The following is a 22122-nucleotide window of genomic DNA, read 5'->3' on the forward strand; positions in this document are numbered from 1 at the left end:
TAGTGCATAATTAAAGAAGGTGATTTCATTGAAATTAAATAAAAATTTACAATTATGTATATTAATCGGAACATTAATATGCTATTCAATCTATTTTATGTTTTTCTATCTGTTCCCTACTCATTTTTCAAATTCAGATGTACGCTTCGCTTCACTTATCGTCGAAGCCATTACATTTGTATCACTGATTTACTCTATATATTCTAAAAAAGTCAGTTCAAATCCATTTTGGATATGTATTACAATAGCAATTGGTAGTTTTTTATTAGGGAAAATAGTATATACATATCAAGATAGCTTCTTCGAAATTCCAATACATCGTTTTACTATTTCTGATGTATTTTACATGGTTTTTCTACTTTTCTGTCTTATCGCTTTCTCCTATAAAATCTTAAAGGAATGCAATAAATGGGAAAAAGCGTTCTTTATTTGTGATATATGCATAGTGCTTACTTCCATATTTACATTAGAATGGTATTTATTTAATCAACCAAATTTAAATATATTCGCTCTTTCACTAGGAGATGTTTTCCTTTCATTTTTATATCCAATTGCAGATTTATTATTTCTACTGCTAGGTGTTAGTCTCTTTTTCCGTCCAACAATTTTTAATTCCAAACGGAAAATTTATATATTTATTTTTGTATTAATAAGTTCTGCAACTTTTAACTATATTTATTTTTACTTAAATAACCACTTATCAACAGAAACAATAACATTATTACGTCTTTTATATAGAATACCTATATTACTTATTGCAATAGCTGGCTCTATTTCAGAAGGTCATAATAGCCATAAAAATTATTTCATTGTAAACCCTATAATAGGAAAAAAAGCTTTAGTTGTATTTCCCTATCTTGCTGTTGCAATACTAATCGGGTTTACATTAAAAGAACAAACATCATCTTCAACTCTCATTACAGGGAATTGTATTACTTTTATTTTCGTACTCATTCGTCATTCTATCGTACGTATGCAAAACAATTCCTTAACAAAACGTTTACAGGCATTTAATGCCCAACTAGAAGAAAAAGTTACTGTACGGACGTCTGATTTAGTTCATAAATCAGAGGCTCTTTCTCAAAAACAACAAAAGTTTAAATCATTATATGAATATCATCCTGACCCTATTTTCACCATTGATTTAAATGGAACATTCTTAAATGTAAATAAGGCTGGGAGTGTACTACTTGGGGCACCAACGGATGAGTTACTAGGCGAAACTTGTTTTTCGATCATTTTAGATGAAGATAAGCATAAGCTAGCATTGGCATTAGAAAAAGTGAAACAACAAGAATCGGCATTCTTACAACTTAGTTCTCAATATAAAGATGGCTTTACTTATTTTTTATACGTTACAATCATTCCTATTATAATAGACGGACAAATTTCAGGAAGCTATATTATGGTGAAAGATATTACTGCACTAAAAAAACAGCAAGAAGAAATAAAATATTTAGCATTCCATGACACTGTAACGAAAATTGGGAACCGTGCCTTTTTCCATAAGAAATTAAAGAGAGTTATAAAAAATGCTAAAATAACAGAAAGCGAGTTTGCATTATTATATTTAGATTTAGATCGCTTTAAAGCAATTAACGATACACTTGGACATTCGTCAGGAGATTACATATTAGAAGAAGTAGCAAAGCGATTCCAATCATGTCTTCCATCACATACTCATCTTTCAAGAATCGGTGGCGATGAATTTACAATCATAATTGAAAACTATACTGACGAAGATTACTTATTCCAATTATGTAACCAATTATTTGAATGCATGAAAAAATCATTTATCATACATGAGCATAAATTAACTTTATCACTGAGTATCGGTATCGCTATTTATCCACATTCCGGAATCGATACCGCTACACTTCTGAAAAACGCTAATGTTGCAATGTATGATGCAAAAGCAAAAGAGCTTAATTCTGTCTCTATTTATGACGATGTAATCGCTAAAAAAATTGAAAGACGATTACGATTAGAAAAAGATTTACCAAACGCACTACAAAATGAAGAATTGTTCCTTTTGTATCAACCTCAAGTTGATAGTGAATCTAATAAAATTATCGGTGCAGAAGCTTTAATTAGGTGGAATCATCCTGAATTAGGTATTATTTCTCCATACGAGTTTATTCCGATTGCAGAAGAAACACTACAAATTATTTCAATAGGAAAATGGACATTAGAGCAGGCTTGTAAGCAAATGCAACGTTGGCACGCACTCGGATATTCACATTTAAAAATAGGTGTAAATTTATCTGCTAAAGAATTTGAACAAGAGGATTTTGTAAAATCTATTTCTTCTACTTTAACAAATACAGGTTTACCAGCAAGCTCTCTTGATCTTGAATTAACAGAGCGAATTGCAATGATGGATGAGCGAGAAACATTGATAAAACTGCGTACACTAAAAAGTTTAGGGATTCACATCTCAATCGACGACTTTGGTACAGGTTATTCTTCGCTAGCCTACTTACCTTTATATCCAATTGATACGTTAAAAATCCCGAGAGAATTTATTACAATGTCTGAAACATGTGATGATGGAATGGAAATTATTAAAACGATCATCACATTAGCAAATACATTAGGAATGTCTGTCATTGCTGAAGGTGTAGAAACAAAAGAGCACGTAAATTTCCTTCAAAAAAATAAATGTCAGTTTATTCAAGGTTATTATTACAGTAAACCTATTCATATTCATGCATTTACTGAGCTATTAGAAAACGGCATTCACCCATAGTACATAACTAATTAGAACAAATATAGCAAAAAGGAAAGAAGATACCTTCTTTCCTTTTGTTTTTCTATTTACATTTCTATTACTTCACCACTTCATTTATTATATCTATTATTTGATGAATCCCCTCATCATTTGTTTTCTTATACCCATTCATGTTTTGAATATATTTCTCCTTATTTGTATACAACTTATTTACTGCATGTATAAATGTATTCGTACTTACTCTGTCTTGGAGTATAACTTCAGCATATCCTTGCCGTGAAAAATATTCAGCATTTAAAACTTGATCTCCCCTACTGGAACTGTTAGTTAACGGGATAAGCAACATCGGTTTCTTCAAAAATAACAATTCAGAAATAGCAGTAGAACCCGCTCTAGAAACTACAACACTTGCCATATTTAGTATATGCGGCAACTCGTCGCCTATATATTCAAATTGCATATACCCCTCCATACCAATAGATGGGTCTACCTTTCCTTTACCACATATATGAATAATATTAAAATTTAATAGTATTGTATCTAAACATTCCCTTACCATATCATTTATCCACTTAGCACCTTGACTCCCACCCATAATTAATAATACTGGTTTATCTTGCTGAAATTCACAATATCTTCTTCCTCGTAATACGTTACCCTTCTCAATTTCTTCCCTTACAATTGGTCCTACATAAACCTTCTTCTCATTACTTACATTTTCTCCTGTCTGAGGAAATGTTGTGCATAGCTTTGTAGCAAAAGGTAATGCTATTTTATTAGCAAGTCCTAATGTGCTATCTGGTTCACGTATAATTATAGGCACACGATTTAACCATGCTCCTATAGCTACAGGAACTGAAACAAATCCTCCTGCTGAAAAGATAACGTCAGGCTTTGTTTTCTTAATTAATTTATAACTTTGTAAACACCCTCGTATAATTTTAAAAGGATCTTTAAAATTTTCCCAATCCCAATATCTCCTAAGCTTGCCCGTTGAAACACTATTGTATTTAACATTTTGCACTAATGATTTTTCAATTCCATTTTTTGATCCAATATACTCGACTCTCCAGCCTTTCTCTATAAATTTAGGAATTAATACAATATTAATCATAACGTGTCCGGCTGTACCGCCCCCAGTAAAAAGAATCGTTTTGCTCATAACTTATACCCACCTTTATTATTAAAAATCTAGCTATCTCTTTACCTTTTAAATGTAAATAAACTTATTATTTTTTATATAAATCTTTAACTCCACCTCTATATCTTGTAAAAGATCTTTAATGAGTTCATAAAAATCATTTCCATACTCACTACACTCGTATTGAGCAAAGATTTGAATCACATATCTAGTTTCCGTCTCTAATGCTGACTTTATTTGATTAACCCTTTTTTCTTCTACATACGCTTGATATTTATGTATTGCCTCATAAAGACGCAATACATGCGCTTCTTCATCTCTCCAATCCAACGTATCAACAATTGAAAGAAATAGCGTATTTTGATTATCTATTATTTCATAATCATTCATATATTTCTTACACCCTTTTTTGTTTTTCATTGCATGCAGATGTCACTACACTTCGCATACTCAAGTACATCTTTTAATGATTGATGAAATTCAATTTCTGGGATCCAACCTAACCTTTTTATTTCCTCTATTGCTAAACTCTCATTTGAGTCGCTCCCATTTTTCTCTGTTTCCTCTATAAAAAAATTTAGCTGTGTTAATTCTTTATATTGTTCTAGTACATTTAATAAAGATCGTTTTACTCCTGATCCGATATTATATTGTTTTCCATTTATTCCATCTCGTAATAACACATGATACGCTTTAATCGCATCACGTACATCTAGAAAATCTCTACTATCTTTCAAACTGTTTACTTCAATAATGGCTTTACTTCTACCTGATTCTATATCTATCATTTTCTTTGCGAGAATCGAACAAATGCCATTCGATTCCCCTGGACCAATTAAGTTTGAGGGCTTTGCAATGATAATATTTGAATCCATTAATCCTCCCCAAGCCTCTGCAATAATGACTTGCATCGTTTTACTTAAACTATATGGATTTGAAATTTTTATTTCGTTCATACTATCTGCTTGCAAAGCAGATCCTATAACTAATGTTCTACAATGCGAGGCTTCTTGCTTAATTGCTTCTAATAAATATAACGTTCCTATTACATTAATCTCTATATACTCAAGAGCAGCTGTCCAAGATTCTATAACCGAATTCCTTCCTGCTAAATGCAATACGTAGTCTGGCTTTATTTGTTTCATTACCTTCATTACTTCGCTCTTATTAGTTAAATTACAAGTAATACCATTTCTAATTTTTTCTCTATGTGCACGATTTTGAAACATAGGAATTACATGAAAGCCCTGCTCTAAAAAATATTGGCAAGCATGGCGTCCTGTGAAACCATTTGCACCAGTTATTAAAAGGCTCGCATTTTTTTTCATCGCAAAAACCCTCCTTTTAATAGCATTTGTTTCACCTCATGTTTTGCAAGCAAGTCTTGTTGAGAACTAAAACTCTTCACATCCACTAGCGGATAGCTAGAATAATATTCTTGAAGTCCTTCGATAGGAATCGTCGGTAGTACCACAAAATAATTTTGATCAAAGCTTATACTTGTTTTACTCTCTACCTCAGATAGAAGCATTTCACTTAATTTTTCACCCGGTCTTATCCCTACCTCTTTCACCTTAATGTTTTCTTTTTTTGAATCTTCAATTAATATTTCTGCTAAATCTGTTATTTTACATGCCGGCATTTTCATAACAAAGATTTCCCCGCCTCTACCTTGATATACTGCTTTAAATAACAATCCAACAGCATCTTCAACTGTTAAGAAAAATCTAGTCATATTCGCATCGGTAATCCCTACTTGTGAAGATCTTTTAATTTGTTGTTTAAAAAGCGGTACTACACTTCCACTCGTTCCTAAAACATTTCCACCACGAACACAAATGAATTTTGTTTTCTTCGTTTGTATATTCGCATGAACCATTAATTTTTCACCAATTGCTTTTGTCATCCCATACGTATTTGATGGATCAGCTGCTTTATCCGTTGAAACATATATAACTTTTTCAACTTGCGTCTGTGTAGAGGCTTCAATTACATTTTGCGTACCATGTATATTGGTTTTTATAGCTTCATAAGGATAATACTCACATACTGGAACATGTTTTAAAGCTGCAAGATGGAACACATAATGTACACCTTGGCAAGCATAGACTAGTTGATCTTTATCACGAATATCTCCAATAATAAATTTTAACCTATCATCATTTATAAACTGTTGCTGCATTTCAAACTGGACCGTTTCATTTCTTGAAAAAACTCTAATTTCTTTCGGTGATTTTTCTAATAGTTGTTTTATAAGTTCATGCCCCCACGAACCTGTACCACCAGTAATTAAAATTATTTTATTTAACATTCCTTTTCCTCCTACGAAACATCTCAATTTAAATAATATTTATTGAATTATTTTCAATTGATTCAAATCATAATCGTCGTTTGTTACATTTAATTGACAAAATAAAAAAACAGAAACTATTAAACTTAGTTTCTGTTTTTCATTTCACCTCACAACAGTAAGATTTTTTATACTGTTTGCATGATAAATAAATTCCTTGTAAAAAAACACCGCTCATTTATTTCTTATACTCGTAATAAAATAAATAGAATGATTCATAGCCAATAATCATGTTTAAATTTATGAAAAAGGGAGGTAACGGAATGGACCGAAACAATTCATATCATACATATAACGGACCTTCCAAAGCACTGCCTCTCTCCCTATTCGATGTAAAAAATGAATTGAAACAAAAAAGCAAACTTATTCCTTCTGATACCATGTATAAATTAACGAAAGAAGAGCAACTCATCATCAACAAAATAAAAATACAAACAGAACAGCTAAATAAAAATAATGTTACAAGAACACGCGCATACTACCAATTTTACATTCAATATCCAGAAATACATTGGGCACTGCTTGGGCATATGGTATCACGTAACGGCGGTTGGAATATGACTGATTTAAAGGGCGATTTATATACGAGAATTTTATCAGAGAAAGATCAATTCATATTTTTTTCTTTTTTAGAAAGAGGGAATTGGCTTATTTTCCAAGATGTATACCCTCAATTTTTACTTTACGAACAAAGTGTAAAGAGATCACAAAAGTTATTTCACCTTCTCCCTCACCTAAATGTTTCTACATTTATGGAAACGATGTGGAACGATTTTTGGAAAACAGGCAACAAAAAAACATTAGCGATTGCAACTATTGTTAATGAACAAAACTACTTAGAAAAAAGAGTGATTCAAAATGTACAATTTAAAAAGACTGTACTAAATAGTATTGGATTTAAACTCTTTGATTTCTTTCAGTTTAATCATATCCTTTTCCCATTCTACGAAAATGATAAAAAACAAAAAGTATTACTATTTGGTGATACAATGAAACATTTCACTTCCTTACATGAACGCATATTAATTGGAAAAAGATTGTATTCATTATTATTTCGAGATACACATGTTTTATCTCAAATAATAAGCTGGGCCCAACATCATCCGCATACAGGCTCAAGGAAAGATTACTGGCCCCATTTATTTTCAAGTGTAAATGAATCTTTTTCCCGTGAGTTTTATAAGCGCCGAATAAAAAAATGCCAGTTGCGAAGTGGCGCTTATCGTATATACAGTCCTTCACTCGTCTATGCATGGCGAGATATGAAGCATGAAGAAGTTGACAGTGAAGATTGGTTTACCGATTGGCAAGTTGTAAATTACTTAGTTGATAAGGAGGAAAATATAAATGGACAAATTACAGAAGACTACTGCAAAACACTCGAAAAAATTGAACTCGCAATTCTCGCAAAGAAAAATGTCCTCCTCCGAGAAGAAGAATGAGTTTCTAGCATTAGTAGTTACAATCTTTCTCTCTTCTATTATTGGAACTTGTTTAGATGCTTTTTTTGTTCATAAACAAATATATTCCTTTCCAGCTAGACCCTTCTCATCCACATTTTCAGTTAATATAGCTTTTACATTGTTCGTACTGCCGATTTTAACAGTTATCTTTATACACATTTCAAAAAAATTATCTAAAGTTTCTAGAATTCTATTTATTATTTCGATCGGTATTTGCGCTAGCCTTTTTGAACAGATTGCTGAAAGTTTAGGTTTATTTGTACATAGTGCGAATTGGAACCATACATATTCTTTATTTGGTTATATGATTTTTTATTCTTTTATTTGGAACGTATATAATTGGATAAAAAAATAAAGAGACCATTATAGGTCCCTTCTTAAGCATACTCTTCCATTATTGCTAATGGTGCCAGTGTTTGAAGGCTTTTAGAGCGTAAACGATAGGCAACGACTTTCTTCTTATATTGCTTAATGACATCAACATGTTCCTCATAGCTATATAGAGAAAACCTAATCTCTTTATTCCCTTTCTTCGTATCAATGACTATTGGTGTCCCTTCTCCGTGCGGCGGGAAATAATGTTTATCTAAAAACAAAGCCTCATTAAATTCATGAATAACTTGTAGTTTCATTTCTCCCTCTATATTTTTTCCATCTATCGATATAGAAGTATTTTCCGCCTCAAGCTTTTGATGCAATTCAAATTTACTAATAATTGATTCTACAACAGAAGTGGGCATGCTAGAAACTAATACTTTAATAGCTCCAAAAACAAATAATGTAACTATAAACCATGTTGTCATTGTTATCATCTCCATTACATTTAAAAAATAAATTTCGTTCCATACGGTATTAGTATACTAATGAGTATTCCAGTTACAATCATCGTTACCGAACCGATAGTCGCTTCTTTCTCGCCTTCCTTCACTAAACGGCTCACACCGATAATATGTGATGCACAGCCCATTCCAACTCCTTTTCCAATCGTACTTGTTATACTGAAAAGCTTAAGTACTGTTGGTCCGATAATAGCACCTGTTATTCCTGCAACAACTACAAAACTAGAAGTCATAGATGGAATACCACCAATTTGATCCGCTAATGATAGGGCAATAGGCATCGTTGCTAACTGTGGTAAAGTAGTTAATATAAGTTCCTTATCTATATTTAAAATTCCGCCAATCACTACATTCATACTCGTTACAGCTACTATACCTATCACTACTCCAATAAGTATCGATAAAAAATTTTTCATAAGTATCTTTCGCTCTTTAAATAGAGGTATGGCTAATGCTACAATTGCAGGGCTCAATAAGCTTGAAAGAATGTCTCCTCCATTTTCCCTATACTCATGATGAGAAATATCAAAAATGAAAAATAAACAAATCATAATTGCCGTAACTGTTAACACCGGTAACGTAAATGCAAACGTAAATTTTTTATATAGCTTTGTCGCCAAGAAATAAATTGCTACAGTAATAATAATTAAGACCATTTGAATCGTGCACCTTGTCGATTTTATTTTTTTGTTGTTATTAATAATTGACTTATATACCCTGAAACAATCAAAGTTACTACAGTACTTGCAACTACTAAAAGGAATATAATACTCCCCTTACTTAAAAGAAAAGACCCGTATTCCATCAGCCCTGTTGTCGAAGGGATTAAAAATAACGGTAAAAATACGATTAACTTTTCCGCACCTAACTCAAACCATTTTAACGGTAAAATGCGAGTGGAAAGGAGCAGGAACAGCATTAACATCCCTATTAAACTTCCCGGTATTGATAGATGGAATATTTCCTGAATCCACGTACCCACTAAGCTAAATATATATAGCACGCCTACTTGAAGTAAAAGCATCACGTACTTCATTTCTTTCCCTCATTTCACTATCACACATCCATATTATGAAATTTCATTTAGCGTGTCGGCAAACCGTTTAATTCCAAGTTGAATTTGTTCTATATTCGCTCTACCAAACGTAAATCGTATATATTCATTTTTCGAACCTAAAACACTGCCCGGAACAAATGCGACACCATTCCGTATAGATTCACCTAATAAGTGATATTCATCAAACTTTCCTTTCACTTTACACCATACATGTATTCCACCCTCTGGCACGAAACATTCAACTCGGTCTCCCAATGTTCCTTCAAGCTCTGCAATTAATTCATCTCTTCTTTGCTTCAATTGTCCACGAAGTATCGTAATATGTGTATGAAAATCCTTTGATTCTAAAAATTGATTTGCTACCCACTGCGTAAATACACTATGGCCAAAATCAACTTGTTGCTTTGCATCTGCTAAACGCTCAATTACGCGTGTAGGACCAATTATCCATCCAATACGTAATCCTGATGCAACAATTTTTGATAATGAACTTATATAAAGAACATTTCCATTTTGGTCCATTGATTTTAATGTCGGGTTCACTTCTCCATTAAAAGAAATTAAACTATACGGATCATCTTCTACAATTGGTATACCGAACTCAGAAGACAGTTCTAAAATCTTTTTACGTCTCGCTAATGAAAGCACAGTACCTGTTGGATTTTGATAATCTGGATTCAAAAATACCATACGAATGCGATGCTTTTTGTGCAAATCGATTAAGTCATCTGGATTCATTCCATGCTCATCAACAGGTAAATGAAATATGTTTAAACCGGCCGATTTAAACATTGGAAGCGAAAAACAATATGACGGATCTTCAATCGCAATCGCATCGCCAGGTTTTAATAAACATTGAACGATAAGATTAAGCGCCTGTTGTGCTCCAGACGTAATAAGAATAGAGCTTGAATCTGCTTCAATTTGTTTATATTGCTGAACATGTGCTGCAATTGTTTTTCTCAACATCTCATTTCCAAGTGGATGGTCATAGCCGAGATTTTCCATAAATGTTTTCTCCGCCAAAATTGTTCGAAATCTATCACTCGGAATTAATTCTGGTGACAGTTCACCACTCGCTAAATTAATTAAATCATCTTTTTGTGTTTCCGTTCGAATTTGTTGAACGAGTGGTACGTTAGGTAAGAACGATCCATCCTCCACGTACCTACCCCAGTTCGGTATTCGTTTATGTGAGACACCCCATATGTCTGTATTAACCCGTGTTCCGCTTCCCTTTTGCCGTTCTACTACTCCAAGTGATTTTAATTCTTCATACGCAGCTACTATTGTACTCCGGTTCACCTGTAATTCCTTTGCCAATATACGCTCAGAAGGTAACTTACTATCAGAAGGAAATTCACCTGAAGAAATGCCTCTTTCAATATAATCAGCAATTTGTTTATATACAGGTGTCTTATCTGCACGATTTGGTTTCCATTCCATCTAGTTCCCTCCTTTCAAAACGAACTATCCTCATTTTTTACTAACAGTATTCACCGTAAAAATAGTATTAATTAGTCACATTTTCTTATCCGTAAATGGCTATATCCAAAATGGTTCTCTTTCTGATTACTCAATAGCTTCTGAAATTCCAACTTCATACTCTCATTTCCAGTTCTTTTACAAACTATCAAATCATTACCGCATACCATGTTACCCCGGCCAGTAGAACAAAAAGAAGAAGAATATAGATTGCAGATAAGTTTTTCACATTTCTTTTTGTAGACTTACCGTAATTCTCCTCCACGTTTCTTGCAACTAGTACAGTCCCAAATAGCGATACAATTACAATAATAACGACTAGTGAAATTGCAAAACTCATTGTCTTTTCACCTCTCTAAGACCCATCTATTTTAATTAAAGAACTTACATAAAAACCTTCCTCTTTAAAACGTTGATAACATACTACCTTTCTTCTCTTATCATAATAGATGTTTGCAAAAAGCGGACCAACCACTTTCGTGTTTTTTTGCTCATCCACTTAAAAAATAAAAAGCAACTGATCACTTAGGACCAGTTGCTTTTTTCACACGATAATTTTTCATTTAAAATTAATTCGATTTAAAAGTTTCGCCTTTTCATAATGAAACATCGACTGAGATAACTCAAAAATTGTTCCATTTACAAGATACACTGTATTTTCAATAAGAAGCGCCGGATGACCTTCATTTAATTCTAAAAGCTGTGCATTTTCTTTATTTACTTTTTCACAACTAATAACTTTATCAGCAAAACCAATATTTAATCGTAAATCTTCAATGAAATAACTGTATACAGAGCTTAATGCTATTTCTTCGTTCAAATATGGAATAATACCCTTTTTGAAATAACTTACTTCAATAGAGAATGGTTTAGCATCTACAATTCTTAAGCGCTTCAAAAAATACAACCTAGTTCCAGCTTCGCATTGCATCCGCTTTGCTATCTCTTCGTCCGCATCTATTACTTCCAGCTCTAACACTTTCGTTTCAATATTTTGTGAAACAAGATTTTTCGTTAATCCACGTAAACTTCCTAAATTAATGTAATCTGTTACAGAAGTTTCGCGTAAAAACATGCCACTACCTTGCACTTGAAAAATATAACCTCTATTCACAAGCTGACTAATTACTTTACGTATCGTATTACGGCTTACTTCAAATCGATTCATCAACGCTTCTTCTGTAGGTAGTTTTTTCGTTTCATTAAAAAGCCCATCTCGAATGTTTTGCTCTAACACATCTGCAATTTGTTTATACTTTGCACTCATACACTTTCTCCTAAAATACTCTTTTATCTGTTATAACTCTTCCCCTCTCGTTTCGATCACACGTTTATACCAATGAAACGAAAGTTTCTTCTTACGTTTTAAGTTATCATTATGATCGACAAAAATAAAGCCATATTGCTTTTTATATCCATTTAACCAACTTAAAAGATCAATCACTGACCATGCATAATAACCTTTTAAGTTAATTCCCTCTTCAATTGCACGCTTCATTACTTTTAAATGCGCTTCAATAAATTTAATTCTCGGAACATCTACAATTTCTCCGTCAATGATTGGATCTTCATCACCAAGTCCATTTTCCGTTACATACATCTTTATGTCACCGTAACGCGCTTTCAACATATGCAATCCCTCTAAGAAACCTTCGGGAGATATTTCCCATCCCCATTTTGTATATGTTTTATCATCCATTTTAACTGTTCGATAAAAACCATCAAAAGAAGGGTTACCTGGAGCAAGCGTTGAGTTTTCTCGAGAATGTTCCTCACTCTTTATATCCATATCGTATCTTTCTACTCGTATTGGTTGATAATAATTCAAGCCAATAAAATCATTTTCTTCTGCATTTTGTTTAATGATTTCTAATTCTTCAACCGTCCAATTAGGAGTCCATCCTTTTTCCTTTAATTGTTGTACAACATAAGACGGATACTCGCCCTTTAAAATTGGATCATAATACCAATACGTTTCATATTCATTCGCATGATTTGCTGCTAGTATATTTTCTTTTTGATCATCCACACTATAAGCAGGTAAGAAAACATGTGTAATCCCAATCTCACCATATTGTTTCAGCTGCTTGTACACCGCAACTGTTTTCGCATGTGCATAAAATACATAATGAGTCGCTTGAAAATACTTTGGAACATCATTTTGGATTCCTGGTGGATGTGCACCTTTTAAATAACCTAATCCACAAAACATTACTGTCTCATTAAAAGTAATCCAATGCTTAACTCTGTCACCAAATGCCTTAAAACAAGTTTCTGCATATTTTACGAAAGCCTCTGCTGTTCTTTTATTCGTCCATCCACCATCTTTTTCTAACGGTAATGGTAAATCCCAATGATATAAAGTGACAAACGGCACAATCCCGTATTTTAAACATTCATCAATTAAGTTGTTATAAAATTCAATCCCTTTTTCATTTACCTTTCCATCTCCAGTCGGCAATATTCTCGCCCAAGAAATAGAAAAACGATACGATTCTAATCCCATCTCAGCCATTAAGCGAACATCTTCCTTATATCGATGATAATGATCAACAGCTACATCACCATTTGTTCCATTGTATGTTTTGCCAGGAATTTTTGAAAACTCGTCCCAATTCGTAACACCTTTTCCATCTTCATTCCATGCACCTTCTACTTGATAAGAAGCTGAAGCAGCTCCGAATAAAAAATCATGTGGAAACTTCATAGTATATACCTCCATTTCATTACGACAAATCAAATTCATTCACATATATAAAATTTATAGGTACAAATTTTATATGTATGATTATATCTTATGTTTTTATTTTTTTCTATTATAAAAGTACAATTTCTATTGTTGGTTATTGGAAAAGAAATAAGAAGCGATATATTTTATCGCTTCTTACTCTCATCATCTTTATTCTTTTATTAATGACTTATTCGCTCTTATAACTTCTTGATACAATAATGGTGACCACTTTTCATTTATGTAGTCTTGAATTACCCAGCCCACTCTCAAAGGATTCTTTTGTTTTATATAGTTTGCAATTTCAGGATTTATATAAGAGGCATAGTAATACGGACTATTCCATGCTGTACCACCAGAAGACAAGCTTGTAAAATTAATATATAGATGATTTAAATCCTCGCTATTGTTCATCGTTTCATCCATCGTATCTTTAATAGATTTTACTTTCTCATCATAATTCACTTTATATTTATCTTGTACTGTTACATTTACATTTTGGTTTACAGTTGTGGTAAACGTCTCATTATCTGGCCAATAAAAATTATTATATCCTCCAGATTCATTACTACCACTATATCTTTTTAGTAGTACAATTTTCCCACGAGCATCTCCAAGTTTTATATTTCCTTCTGTTTTTAAAAAGATAGGATCAACAAAATAATTTTTTTCAAACGTACTACTAAATGAACCTTCTGCCCCTTTCATATCCTCATACTCTTTTTTTAAAGACATAATAATTGTTTCACTCGGGTTATCTTTTAAAAATTGTTTCGCTTCATTTATGAATTCATGCAGTGTTACGTAAAGATATAATGGCCCATGATGAAGAACTATCGTATTATCATCTGTTAAACGTCCTCTTATATCAAAAATGCGAGCTCCATGGTCCATTTGATAGCGAAAATCATATTCTTGCGTCATTCCCCACACTTGCTTAATCGGATTTTGCAACTTGAACGTCCCACTATCGTGTGTTCCTGGAATTGAAATTCGTGCTAACGGGATATTATCAGGTATAGGTTGCATCCATTTTGACCAATTTTCAAGCTCATTAACAGAGCTAGCTGCAACTACTCTCTTATCATGTAAAGCAAATACAAATGTGATAAATATTGTACTACATATGAATAATTTCAAAATTAACTTCTTATTGCTCATTATTATCCCTCACTTTTTCTGTTTTTACATCAAACTTATTGAATATAATATAAGCTAGTTCATAAAAAATAAATAACATTTCATCAATATGAAATATTGCATAGAAGTAAAGTTAAAAAATCATTCACATATACTAAATTAGAAAAATTTAAAGGAACTTCATCTGAAGTTCCTTTTGCTTATTTTATGTTCAATACATATGAACCATCTTTATTCTCATATTTATAGACGTATAAATAATATTTCCCTGGCTTTGCATTATAAGTTCCTTTAACTACATTTCCTTCATTTTCACCATATGCTACATAGTTATTTAAATCTGATTCATGATGAAGTACCCATGTCATTCCGATATTTTGTTCATTTAGTAGAGAAATATTAATATTTTCCGGTGAGTCAATTTGGAAAGTAAATACATCTACTCTATCACTATTATGTAGCGTTCCTTTCACCGGTGTATGAAAGTTAACTTTATTTGCCTGTCTAGGCTCATTGTTTGGTTCATTTTCTGTTACTTGTAACTCATTCCCACCGTTTGGTTTTCTTTGTTCATAACCTAAGTTTACTAGTATAGACTTCAAATCTGGTAAAACACCAATTTTATCTGCATATGGATCTTTAGATTTTGTTCCTGTGCTCTGGTTGCTTAATATTGCTCTTAGTTCACTTGGTCTATATGGTTGTCCTAAATTTTCTTTAGCAATGCTTTGTACTAAAGTCGCTGCCCCAGCAATAATTGGCGAGGCACTAGATGTTCCGCTAAAGCTTGAAGTATAAAGATTTACAGCACTTCTACTTTGCTCGGCTGTAGTTGTATCTACATTTTCTCCCCATCCGTACACATCAATACGGCTTCCATAATTCGAAAACCACATACGTTCATGAGGGAAAGATGAAGAGCCAGCTCCTACCATAATTGCACCCGAATCTTTAAAATCTTTACTATTACGATTTAAGACTTGCTTACCTTTTCTATCTTTGAACTGATCTAAATCATTCCACCCATTTGCTCCAGCCTCTATAATTACAATTCCCTTATCTGTACCAGCACGAATTGCATCAAAAATATCTGGTTGTACTTCAACAGGTAAATATTTATCACCATATCCATCAAAGGATGCTTGCGCCTCTAATAATAAAACATCCCCAGCTTCTAACTGATTTACAGCGCTTAATATTGCATCAGCCGTATTATACTGTCCATTATCTCTTATTTGAGAGATAACCTTTGCTTTCGCTTTTGGCGCAATCCCAATATTCCCGACTTCATTGTCCTCAGAGGATACAATTCCTAGTACAGACGTCCCATGACCGACATGCTGATTTATATTTCTTCCAGACATTAATTCAATATTTTGATGTAATAAATCCTCATGATTTAATAGCCATCCGTATTCCATATCAACAAAAGTAATACCATTTCCATTACCGCCTTGAATTCCCCAGGCGAAAGGCGCATTAATACCGTATGGGGCTGCTTCAAGATAACCTTGTTTTTTAAATCTAGGATTGTTATTAGGATTAAGAGCTACACTTGATGATTGCACTTCAGGTGGCATTATTTTCTCTTGTTTCTTCATATACGCATCTTCTATTAAAGAAGATGCCTTTAACTTATCTACTATTTCTTCTTCATACCCACTATTTTGATTTTGAAGAATATAGTAGTTTAATAGACTTGTAGATACATGATTAGGTGCTTTCACTTCAAGGTTTTGTATTTGTTCCGGGCTTACAGATGTGAATAAACGAGTAAATGTTACATCTGGATATTCTGTCAAAAGATCTTTTATTACTTTATCATTCGTTTGAGATTGTATTTGTTTTTCAATACCATCTTCATATGGCAAATCCAAATCCGCTTTAAATTTTACAATGATTTGCTTATCTGTTTCTTGTTCTATCCCTAATTTACTCTGCTGTTCTATAGAATCAGCATATACACTATTGATAGTGCCTCCTGTTCCTAAAAGTGTTGTAATGATTACAGTTGACGCACACATTTTTTGAAATATTTTCATTACATCAATCCTCCTATTAATAATTATTAATCATTATATTAATCTATAATGATTAATTCTATAACGTATTCCCTTTCTACTAAATAGATTATAGTAATCAGAAATATGAACTTCAATGTATTTTCATATGCAATATTTCATATTCTGACTCTACACTAAACGAATATGAAACTTATAGTGATTATTTATTTTATATGTGCTAATATACTTACATTAATATATTACGCATATACACATTTCAAACTACATTACTTAATCGTTTCACCTTAATTTTTTCTTAGGAGGATTTACAATGAAATTACTAAAAATAAAACATATAATTCCTTTATCTGCGGCCGCAATTACATTCGTATGTAGTCAAAGTACAGCTGAAGCTTCTACCATTCATACAGTAAAAAAGAACGATACACTTTGGGGCATTAGTAAACACTACGGAGTTTCAATACAATCCATTAAACAGGCTAATAATAAAGGAAACAATAAAACCTTTATTGGCGAACAGTTACATATTCCAGGGTCCGTGAAATCAAATGAAATCACTGTTCCTCAAAACGCCAAGCCTGCGAACATTTCTGAACAAATTATTTATCAAGTACAACCGGGAGATTCATTAGAAACGATAGCAAAGCGTTACAATGTCACTGTCCAATCTATAAAACAAATTAACAATACAGTCGGAAACAAGCTTTATACAGGACAACATTTAAAAATCAACTCAAGTATTTCACAAAAAGAAAAAGACTTAATGGCACGCTTAGTTACCGCTGAAGCAGGTGGCGAATCCTATAAAGGAAAAGTAGCAGTAGCCAAAGTTATACTAAATCGTGTAAATGCAAAAGGTTTTCCAAATACAATAACAGGCGTTATTTATGAACCTATTAAATACGGATATGCATTTACTCCTGTTACAGATGGAAGAATTAATCAACCTGCAAGTGCAGAAGCAAAAATGGCTGTAGAAGAGGCTATCTCCACAAATGGAGTAGATTCAGACTGGATTTATTTCTACAATCCAAAAACATCAACGGACAAGTGGATTACGACACGTCAAACAGTAGCAGTAATTGGTAATCATGTGTTTGCTAAATAAGATTTAAAATCATTAACAGACCTCTTCACTTAAAAGGTCTGTTTTTTTCTATGTAAGATGTTATTAATCATATGACATAGTTATTTTTTAAACTGTTTCTTCTTTCAAATAAAAATTTTTGTATTTACTCCACCACTCGTAGAAATTAATAAAGCATCAAGTTCAAAAACTCCCACTTTATTAATAAAAGCTATTTCTTACCTTCATAAAATTGTTATACACTAGAAAAATAAAAAACAAACTATTCGTTAGCAGGTGGAAGAATATGTATGATGTTACGATTATCGGCGCTGGAGTAAGTAGCATTTTTATGGCTTATTCACTAGCTAAAAGTAACAAAAAAGTTTTAATTCTTGATAAAGGTAAAGCGCTAGAAGATCGCCATTGTCCTTTAGACGAAGGAAAAGTGTGTAATTGTACTACATGTGATAAATATTTCGGGTTTGGTGGTTTAGGCAAATCTGAAGGGAAATTTAATTATACAAACGGATTTGGCGGAGAACTTGAGAAAAAAGTCGGTAAAGAGGGTTTTATACAACTCATGGCTGAAGTAGATGAAATTCTATGTCAGTTTGGTGGAAGTTCGGTTTCAAAATATTCTACTGAAAATTCAAGTCTCACTAAGAGAGCTGAAGCGTGTGGTTTACAAATGCTAACAACAGAAGTAAGACATCTTGGTACTACACTTTCCAGTAACATTTTTCAGCAGCTCTATGAATTTTTACTGACGAAAATAAAGATCCAATTTCATATAGATGTACAACATATTCTGAAACAGGAAGATCATTTTACAATAGATACAAATCAAGGAACAGTTCAAACTAAGCAACTAGTATTTGCAACTGGGCGCTCTGGGGCCGATTGGTTAAAAGAAATGTGCAGTTCCCTAAATATTTCTCAGGAGCAAACACGTGTAGATTTAGGAATTAGAGTAGAAATGAAAGAACATCAATTACGTTCTATATTAAAAGATACTTTTGAAACAAAACTTTCTTATCAAGGTGAGCATTTCACAGCAACTACTTACTGTATGAATCCAAAAGGACGCATCATTCGAAAGTACGAAGAAGGTTTAGTTATGCCTGACGGTCAAAATTTTCGAGAGCAAGGAACTGGCACTTCTAATTTAAATTTCACTTTATTTATTCCTCGCTATTTTCCAACTCTCAAAGAAGCAAATGTATACGCAAGTTCAATTATTAAAGGCATTAACCAAGGACGAGATCGGATTGTTATACAGCGCTTAGAGGACTTACTAAAGAAACAACCTACGGCGGAAAACAGCATGGAACATAGCCGTATACAGCCTACACTACAGGGGGATTATGGAGATTTGAATCAAGAAATTCCTCAATTATATATTGAAGGGCTCAAAGAATTTTTATTACGTTTAGAACAATTTATACAAGAACCTATTGATCAACATACTTTACTATATGGAATTGATGGAAAGTTCTATGCTCCTACGATAAAAATTAATAATCATTTTGAAACTAGTATACATGGGCTATTTTTAATTGGAGATTGTTCAGGCGTTACGCACTCATTATCTCAAGCAGCTGCAAGTGGTCTGTATGTTGGAAAGTACTTATCTGACATTTAATTTCTATTATTAAGATGTCAGTCAAATATATTCAATTTCAAAATACTTTACTTATATAGAGTAAAAGTATATTAATAAATCCCCTATTCTTCCCGGCTAATAATTAACCGACAAAAAGTCGAGATTTTACAAGATACATATGTAATATAACTGTATATTTAAAACGATTGACATTCAATTCTAATAAATTGAATGTCAACAGTTTTAAAAGTCTCTATCCATTTTCACTTTCATTTGTTCGATATTTTGTAACATCATCATAGTGTTTAATATGGTAGGATGTCTATAAGTCAATTTCACTACAACTATGACTTGTTCTGCCCGTTTCTCAAAAAGAGTTATATTTATGCTACTACGCTTTAAAAATCCCCATTGTATGTATATGAATACTTCAAATTATTCCCTTTAGAAAATAGAGTCTAAATGGTTCATTATACTCTAATAGTTATAAAAACATAATATATAACTTCAGTTAAATAAATTGTATAAAGAAGGTGTAAAAATGAAGAATAAAATAAATTTACAAATGCAAAATATAAGCTTTGTTATAATAATGGCTTTAGCAGTATGGTTAAAAACATATCTTATTACGCGATTCAGTTTTGATTTAAAAATCGAGTCTTCAACGCAAGAGCTTATTTTGTTTATTAGTCCTCTAGCCGCATCATTAGCATTTGTTGGATTAGCATTATTTGCAACTGGTGAAAAGCGAAATTATATAGCGCTATGTATTAATTTCTTATTAACAATCGTACTCGTTGGAAATGTAATGTTCTATGATTTTTATAGTGATTTCGTTACATTACCAGTACTTGGACAAACCTCAAACTTTGGACAATTAGGCGGCAGTATTATAGAAATATTAAACTACAAAATTATACTCGCATTCGTAGACATTGTTTTCTTCTTTATTTTATTAAAAAAGAAATCATTGGTCTTTAAAACAGAACGTGTAACTCATTCTACACGCTTGTTATACTTTCTTTTAACAATTGGTGTATTCTTTGCGAATCTACATCTTGCAGAAAAAGAGCGCCCTGAATTATTAACGAGATCATTCGACCGAGTAATGCTTGTCAAAAATTTAGGCCTATATACTCACCAAGTATATGACTTAACACTGCAAGTAAAAGCCGGTTCACAAAAAGCGCTTGCTGATAGTAGTAAATTACAAGAAACTGAAAACTACGTAAAAGCAAACCAAAGCGAGCCAAACCCTAATATGTTTGGTACAGCGAAAGGAAAAAATGTAATTGTCGTCACTCTTGAATCCTTGCAAACCTTCTTAATAGGCGCATCAGTCAATAGGCAAGAAGTTACACCATTCCTAAATGAATTCATAAATGAAAGTTATTACTTTGATAACTTTTTCCATCAAACTGGTCAAGGGAAAACATCCGATTCTGAATTTCTAATCGATACGTCGTTGTATCCATTAAATCGAGGGGCTGTATTCTTCACACACGGTAACAATGATTATACTGCGACTCCAGAAATCTTACGTCAGCAAGGTTATTTCACTTCTGTATTCCATGCGAATAACGCAACATTTTGGAATCGTAATATCATGTACTCTGCTCTTGGTTATGATCGTTACTATAATGAGCTTGATTACAAAATTACACCAGAAACAAATTTAAATTGGGGATTAAAAGATATCGAATACTTTGATCAATCAGTAGATATATTAAAAACTGTTAATCAACCATTCTATGCTCGTTTCCTTACTTTAACAAACCATTATCCATTTACGTATGATGAAGATACAAAATTCATTGAACCATACAACTCTGGTAATGGCGTATTTGATCGTTACATCGTAACAGCACGTTACTTAGACGAATCAATTAAGAAATTTATTGAACGTCTAAAGGCCGAGGGGCTTTACGATGATTCTATTATTGTGTTATACGGTGATCATTATGGTATTTCCGAAAAACATAATCGTGCAATGGCACAGTTTTTAGAAAAAGATCAAATAACAGAATTTGATACTTTAAATTTACAACGTACACCTTTATATATTCATATTCCTGGACAAACAGAAGGTCAAACTATTTCAAAGCCTACTGGACAAATCGATATGAAACCTACTATTCTAAATTTATTAGGTGTTGATTCTACGAATGATATTCGTTTTGGCCATGATATGTTTTCAGATGAATATACTGGCTTTGTTGTTTTACGTGATGGTAGCTTCATTACAGATAAGTATGCATACAAAAACAACACTTTCTACGACCGTATAACAGGTGAAATTGTAGATTTACCAAAAAAAGAAGCTCAAGCCCTCATTAAACGTGCCCAAAATGAATTACGAATGTCTGACAAAATTATTGAAGGCGATTTATTACGCTTCTCAGAAAGCAATAAAATTAAAACTGGCGAAGTACAAACTAAAATTAAAGAAACAGAAAAATAATCTATATATGAAAAAGGAGCAACTTATTACA

The 22122-nt window shown here is 32.5% G+C and carries 19 protein-coding genes; 6 read left to right on the forward strand and 13 right to left on the reverse strand.

From position 1 onward, the window contains the following. Positions 1–28 precede the first annotated feature (28 nt). On the forward strand, positions 29–2749 hold the full coding sequence (locus tag ACW0JX_RS18145) for a sensor domain-containing protein (protein ID WP_459244989.1): 2721 nt from the start codon (positions 29–31) through the stop codon (positions 2747–2749). Between the two features lie 79 nt (positions 2750–2828). Here the strand turns inward: ACW0JX_RS18145 and ACW0JX_RS18150 are convergent, their stop codons facing one another. From ACW0JX_RS18150 to ACW0JX_RS18165, 4 genes are read right to left on the reverse strand one after another with little or no spacing between them, the layout of a single operon-like run. Next, positions 2829–3893, reverse strand: a complete 1065-nt coding sequence (locus tag ACW0JX_RS18150; RefSeq protein WP_053563777.1) for an undecaprenyldiphospho-muramoylpentapeptide beta-N-acetylglucosaminyltransferase — start codon at positions 3891–3893, stop codon at positions 2829–2831. 48 nt (positions 3894–3941) lie between these two features. Next, entirely contained in the window at positions 3942–4292 is a 351-nt protein-coding gene (locus ACW0JX_RS18155) for a DUF6572 domain-containing protein (RefSeq protein WP_002094117.1), read from the reverse strand. Continuing rightward, positions 4289–5200, reverse strand: a complete 912-nt coding sequence (locus tag ACW0JX_RS18160) for an NAD-dependent epimerase/dehydratase family protein (protein ID WP_000739091.1) — start codon at positions 5198–5200, stop codon at positions 4289–4291. The genes ACW0JX_RS18155 and ACW0JX_RS18160 overlap by 4 nt, the downstream gene beginning before the upstream one ends. Then, a complete protein-coding gene (locus ACW0JX_RS18165; protein WP_000932612.1) occupies positions 5197–6183 on the reverse strand; it encodes a UDP-N-acetylglucosamine 4,6-dehydratase family protein in 987 nt (328 codons plus the stop codon). Before ACW0JX_RS18165 ends, ACW0JX_RS18160 begins: the two co-directional genes overlap by 4 nt. Positions 6184–6485: 302 nt before the next feature. Here ACW0JX_RS18165 and ACW0JX_RS18170 point away from each other — a divergent pair, with 302 nt between their 5' ends. Together ACW0JX_RS18170 and ACW0JX_RS18175 are read left to right on the forward strand one after the other, a co-directional pair. Beyond that, positions 6486–7664 carry a DUF2515 domain-containing protein gene (locus ACW0JX_RS18170; protein WP_088025026.1) on the forward strand — a complete coding sequence of 393 codons (1179 nt, stop codon included), beginning with the start codon at positions 6486–6488 and terminating at the stop codon, positions 7662–7664. Continuing rightward, positions 7639–8040, forward strand: a complete 402-nt coding sequence (locus ACW0JX_RS18175; protein WP_053563776.1) for a CBO0543 family protein — start codon at positions 7639–7641, stop codon at positions 8038–8040. Before ACW0JX_RS18170 ends, ACW0JX_RS18175 begins: the two co-directional genes overlap by 26 nt. A gap of 22 nt (positions 8041–8062) precedes the next feature. Here the strand turns inward: ACW0JX_RS18175 and ACW0JX_RS18180 are convergent, their stop codons facing one another. The 9 genes from ACW0JX_RS18180 to ACW0JX_RS18220 form a co-directional block, all read right to left on the reverse strand. Further along, the gene (locus ACW0JX_RS18180) at positions 8063–8488 is read right to left on the reverse strand and encodes a YfmQ family protein (protein ID WP_000214633.1); all 426 of its coding nucleotides are present in this window, start codon (positions 8486–8488) and stop codon (positions 8063–8065) included. A gap of 20 nt (positions 8489–8508) precedes the next feature. Further along, positions 8509–9180, reverse strand: a complete 672-nt coding sequence (locus ACW0JX_RS18185; protein WP_053563775.1) for an LrgB family protein — start codon at positions 9178–9180, stop codon at positions 8509–8511. Between the two features lie 23 nt (positions 9181–9203). Then, a complete protein-coding gene (locus ACW0JX_RS18190; protein WP_000878380.1) occupies positions 9204–9560 on the reverse strand; it encodes a CidA/LrgA family holin-like protein in 357 nt (118 codons plus the stop codon). A 33-nt stretch (positions 9561–9593) separates the two neighbouring features. Then, entirely contained in the window at positions 9594–11027 is a 1434-nt protein-coding gene (pdxR, locus tag ACW0JX_RS18195) for a MocR-like pyridoxine biosynthesis transcription factor PdxR (protein WP_000454956.1), read from the reverse strand. 187 nt (positions 11028–11214) lie between these two features. Continuing rightward, entirely contained in the window at positions 11215–11406 is a 192-nt protein-coding gene (locus ACW0JX_RS18200; RefSeq protein WP_000006458.1) for a hypothetical protein, read from the reverse strand. A 219-nt stretch (positions 11407–11625) separates the two neighbouring features. Next, entirely contained in the window at positions 11626–12333 is a 708-nt protein-coding gene (locus ACW0JX_RS18205) for a GntR family transcriptional regulator (protein WP_095690302.1), read from the reverse strand. A gap of 30 nt (positions 12334–12363) precedes the next feature. Then, positions 12364–13773, reverse strand: a complete 1410-nt coding sequence (locus ACW0JX_RS18210) for a glycoside hydrolase family 1 protein (RefSeq protein ID WP_089171649.1) — start codon at positions 13771–13773, stop codon at positions 12364–12366. Positions 13774–13965: 192 nt separating this feature from the next. Then, entirely contained in the window at positions 13966–14955 is a 990-nt protein-coding gene (plcA, locus tag ACW0JX_RS18215; RefSeq protein WP_000066297.1) for a phosphatidylinositol diacylglycerol-lyase, read from the reverse strand. 179 nt (positions 14956–15134) lie between these two features. Further along, positions 15135–16976 carry a S8 family peptidase gene (locus ACW0JX_RS18220; protein ID WP_069356110.1) on the reverse strand — a complete coding sequence of 614 codons (1842 nt, stop codon included), beginning with the start codon at positions 16974–16976 and terminating at the stop codon, positions 15135–15137. 292 nt (positions 16977–17268) lie between these two features. Between ACW0JX_RS18220 and ACW0JX_RS18225 the strand changes: the two genes are divergently transcribed. The 3 genes from ACW0JX_RS18225 (at position 17269) to ACW0JX_RS18235 (ending at position 22091) form a co-directional block, all read left to right on the forward strand. Continuing rightward, positions 17269–18066, forward strand: a complete 798-nt coding sequence (locus ACW0JX_RS18225) for a cell wall hydrolase (RefSeq protein WP_459244990.1) — start codon at positions 17269–17271, stop codon at positions 18064–18066. Between the two features lie 265 nt (positions 18067–18331). Next, complete coding sequence (locus ACW0JX_RS18230) at positions 18332–19669, forward strand: NAD(P)/FAD-dependent oxidoreductase (RefSeq protein WP_023522822.1); 1338 nt, start codon at positions 18332–18334, stop codon at positions 19667–19669. Positions 19670–20171: 502 nt separating this feature from the next. Further along, a complete protein-coding gene (locus tag ACW0JX_RS18235) occupies positions 20172–22091 on the forward strand; it encodes an LTA synthase family protein (protein WP_459244991.1) in 1920 nt (639 codons plus the stop codon). Positions 22092–22122 lie beyond the last annotated feature (31 nt).

Source organism: Bacillus sp. C-3-6 (assembly GCF_054509685.1).

Coding starts and splice junctions, on each gene's coding strand:
- ACW0JX_RS18235 (WP_459244991.1), top strand. CDS start 20,172: ATGAAGAATAAAATAAATTTACAAATGCAAAATATAAGCTTTGTTATA.
- plcA (WP_000066297.1), bottom strand. CDS start 14,955: ATGAGCAATAAGAAGTTAATTTTGAAATTATTCATATGTAGTACAATA.
- ACW0JX_RS18185 (WP_053563775.1), bottom strand. CDS start 9,180: ATGGTCTTAATTATTATTACTGTAGCAATTTATTTCTTGGCGACAAAG.
- ACW0JX_RS18210 (WP_089171649.1), bottom strand. CDS start 13,773: ATGAAGTTTCCACATGATTTTTTATTCGGAGCTGCTTCAGCTTCTTAT.
- ACW0JX_RS18150 (WP_053563777.1), bottom strand. CDS start 3,893: ATGAGCAAAACGATTCTTTTTACTGGGGGCGGTACAGCCGGACACGTT.
- ACW0JX_RS18175 (WP_053563776.1), top strand. CDS start 7,639: ATGTCCTCCTCCGAGAAGAAGAATGAGTTTCTAGCATTAGTAGTTACA.
- ACW0JX_RS18170 (WP_088025026.1), top strand. CDS start 6,486: ATGGACCGAAACAATTCATATCATACATATAACGGACCTTCCAAAGCA.
- pdxR (WP_000454956.1), bottom strand. CDS start 11,027: ATGGAATGGAAACCAAATCGTGCAGATAAGACACCTGTATATAAACAA.
- ACW0JX_RS18220 (WP_069356110.1), bottom strand. CDS start 16,976: ATGAAAATATTTCAAAAAATGTGTGCGTCAACTGTAATCATTACAACA.
- ACW0JX_RS18225 (WP_459244990.1), top strand. CDS start 17,269: ATGAAATTACTAAAAATAAAACATATAATTCCTTTATCTGCGGCCGCA.
- ACW0JX_RS18165 (WP_000932612.1), bottom strand. CDS start 6,183: ATGTTAAATAAAATAATTTTAATTACTGGTGGTACAGGTTCGTGGGGG.
- ACW0JX_RS18155 (WP_002094117.1), bottom strand. CDS start 4,292: ATGAAAAACAAAAAAGGGTGTAAGAAATATATGAATGATTATGAAATA.
- ACW0JX_RS18200 (WP_000006458.1), bottom strand. CDS start 11,406: ATGAGTTTTGCAATTTCACTAGTCGTTATTATTGTAATTGTATCGCTA.
- ACW0JX_RS18230 (WP_023522822.1), top strand. CDS start 18,332: ATGTATGATGTTACGATTATCGGCGCTGGAGTAAGTAGCATTTTTATG.
- ACW0JX_RS18190 (WP_000878380.1), bottom strand. CDS start 9,560: ATGAAGTACGTGATGCTTTTACTTCAAGTAGGCGTGCTATATATATTT.
- ACW0JX_RS18160 (WP_000739091.1), bottom strand. CDS start 5,200: ATGAAAAAAAATGCGAGCCTTTTAATAACTGGTGCAAATGGTTTCACA.
- ACW0JX_RS18205 (WP_095690302.1), bottom strand. CDS start 12,333: ATGAGTGCAAAGTATAAACAAATTGCAGATGTGTTAGAGCAAAACATT.
- ACW0JX_RS18180 (WP_000214633.1), bottom strand. CDS start 8,488: ATGACAACATGGTTTATAGTTACATTATTTGTTTTTGGAGCTATTAAA.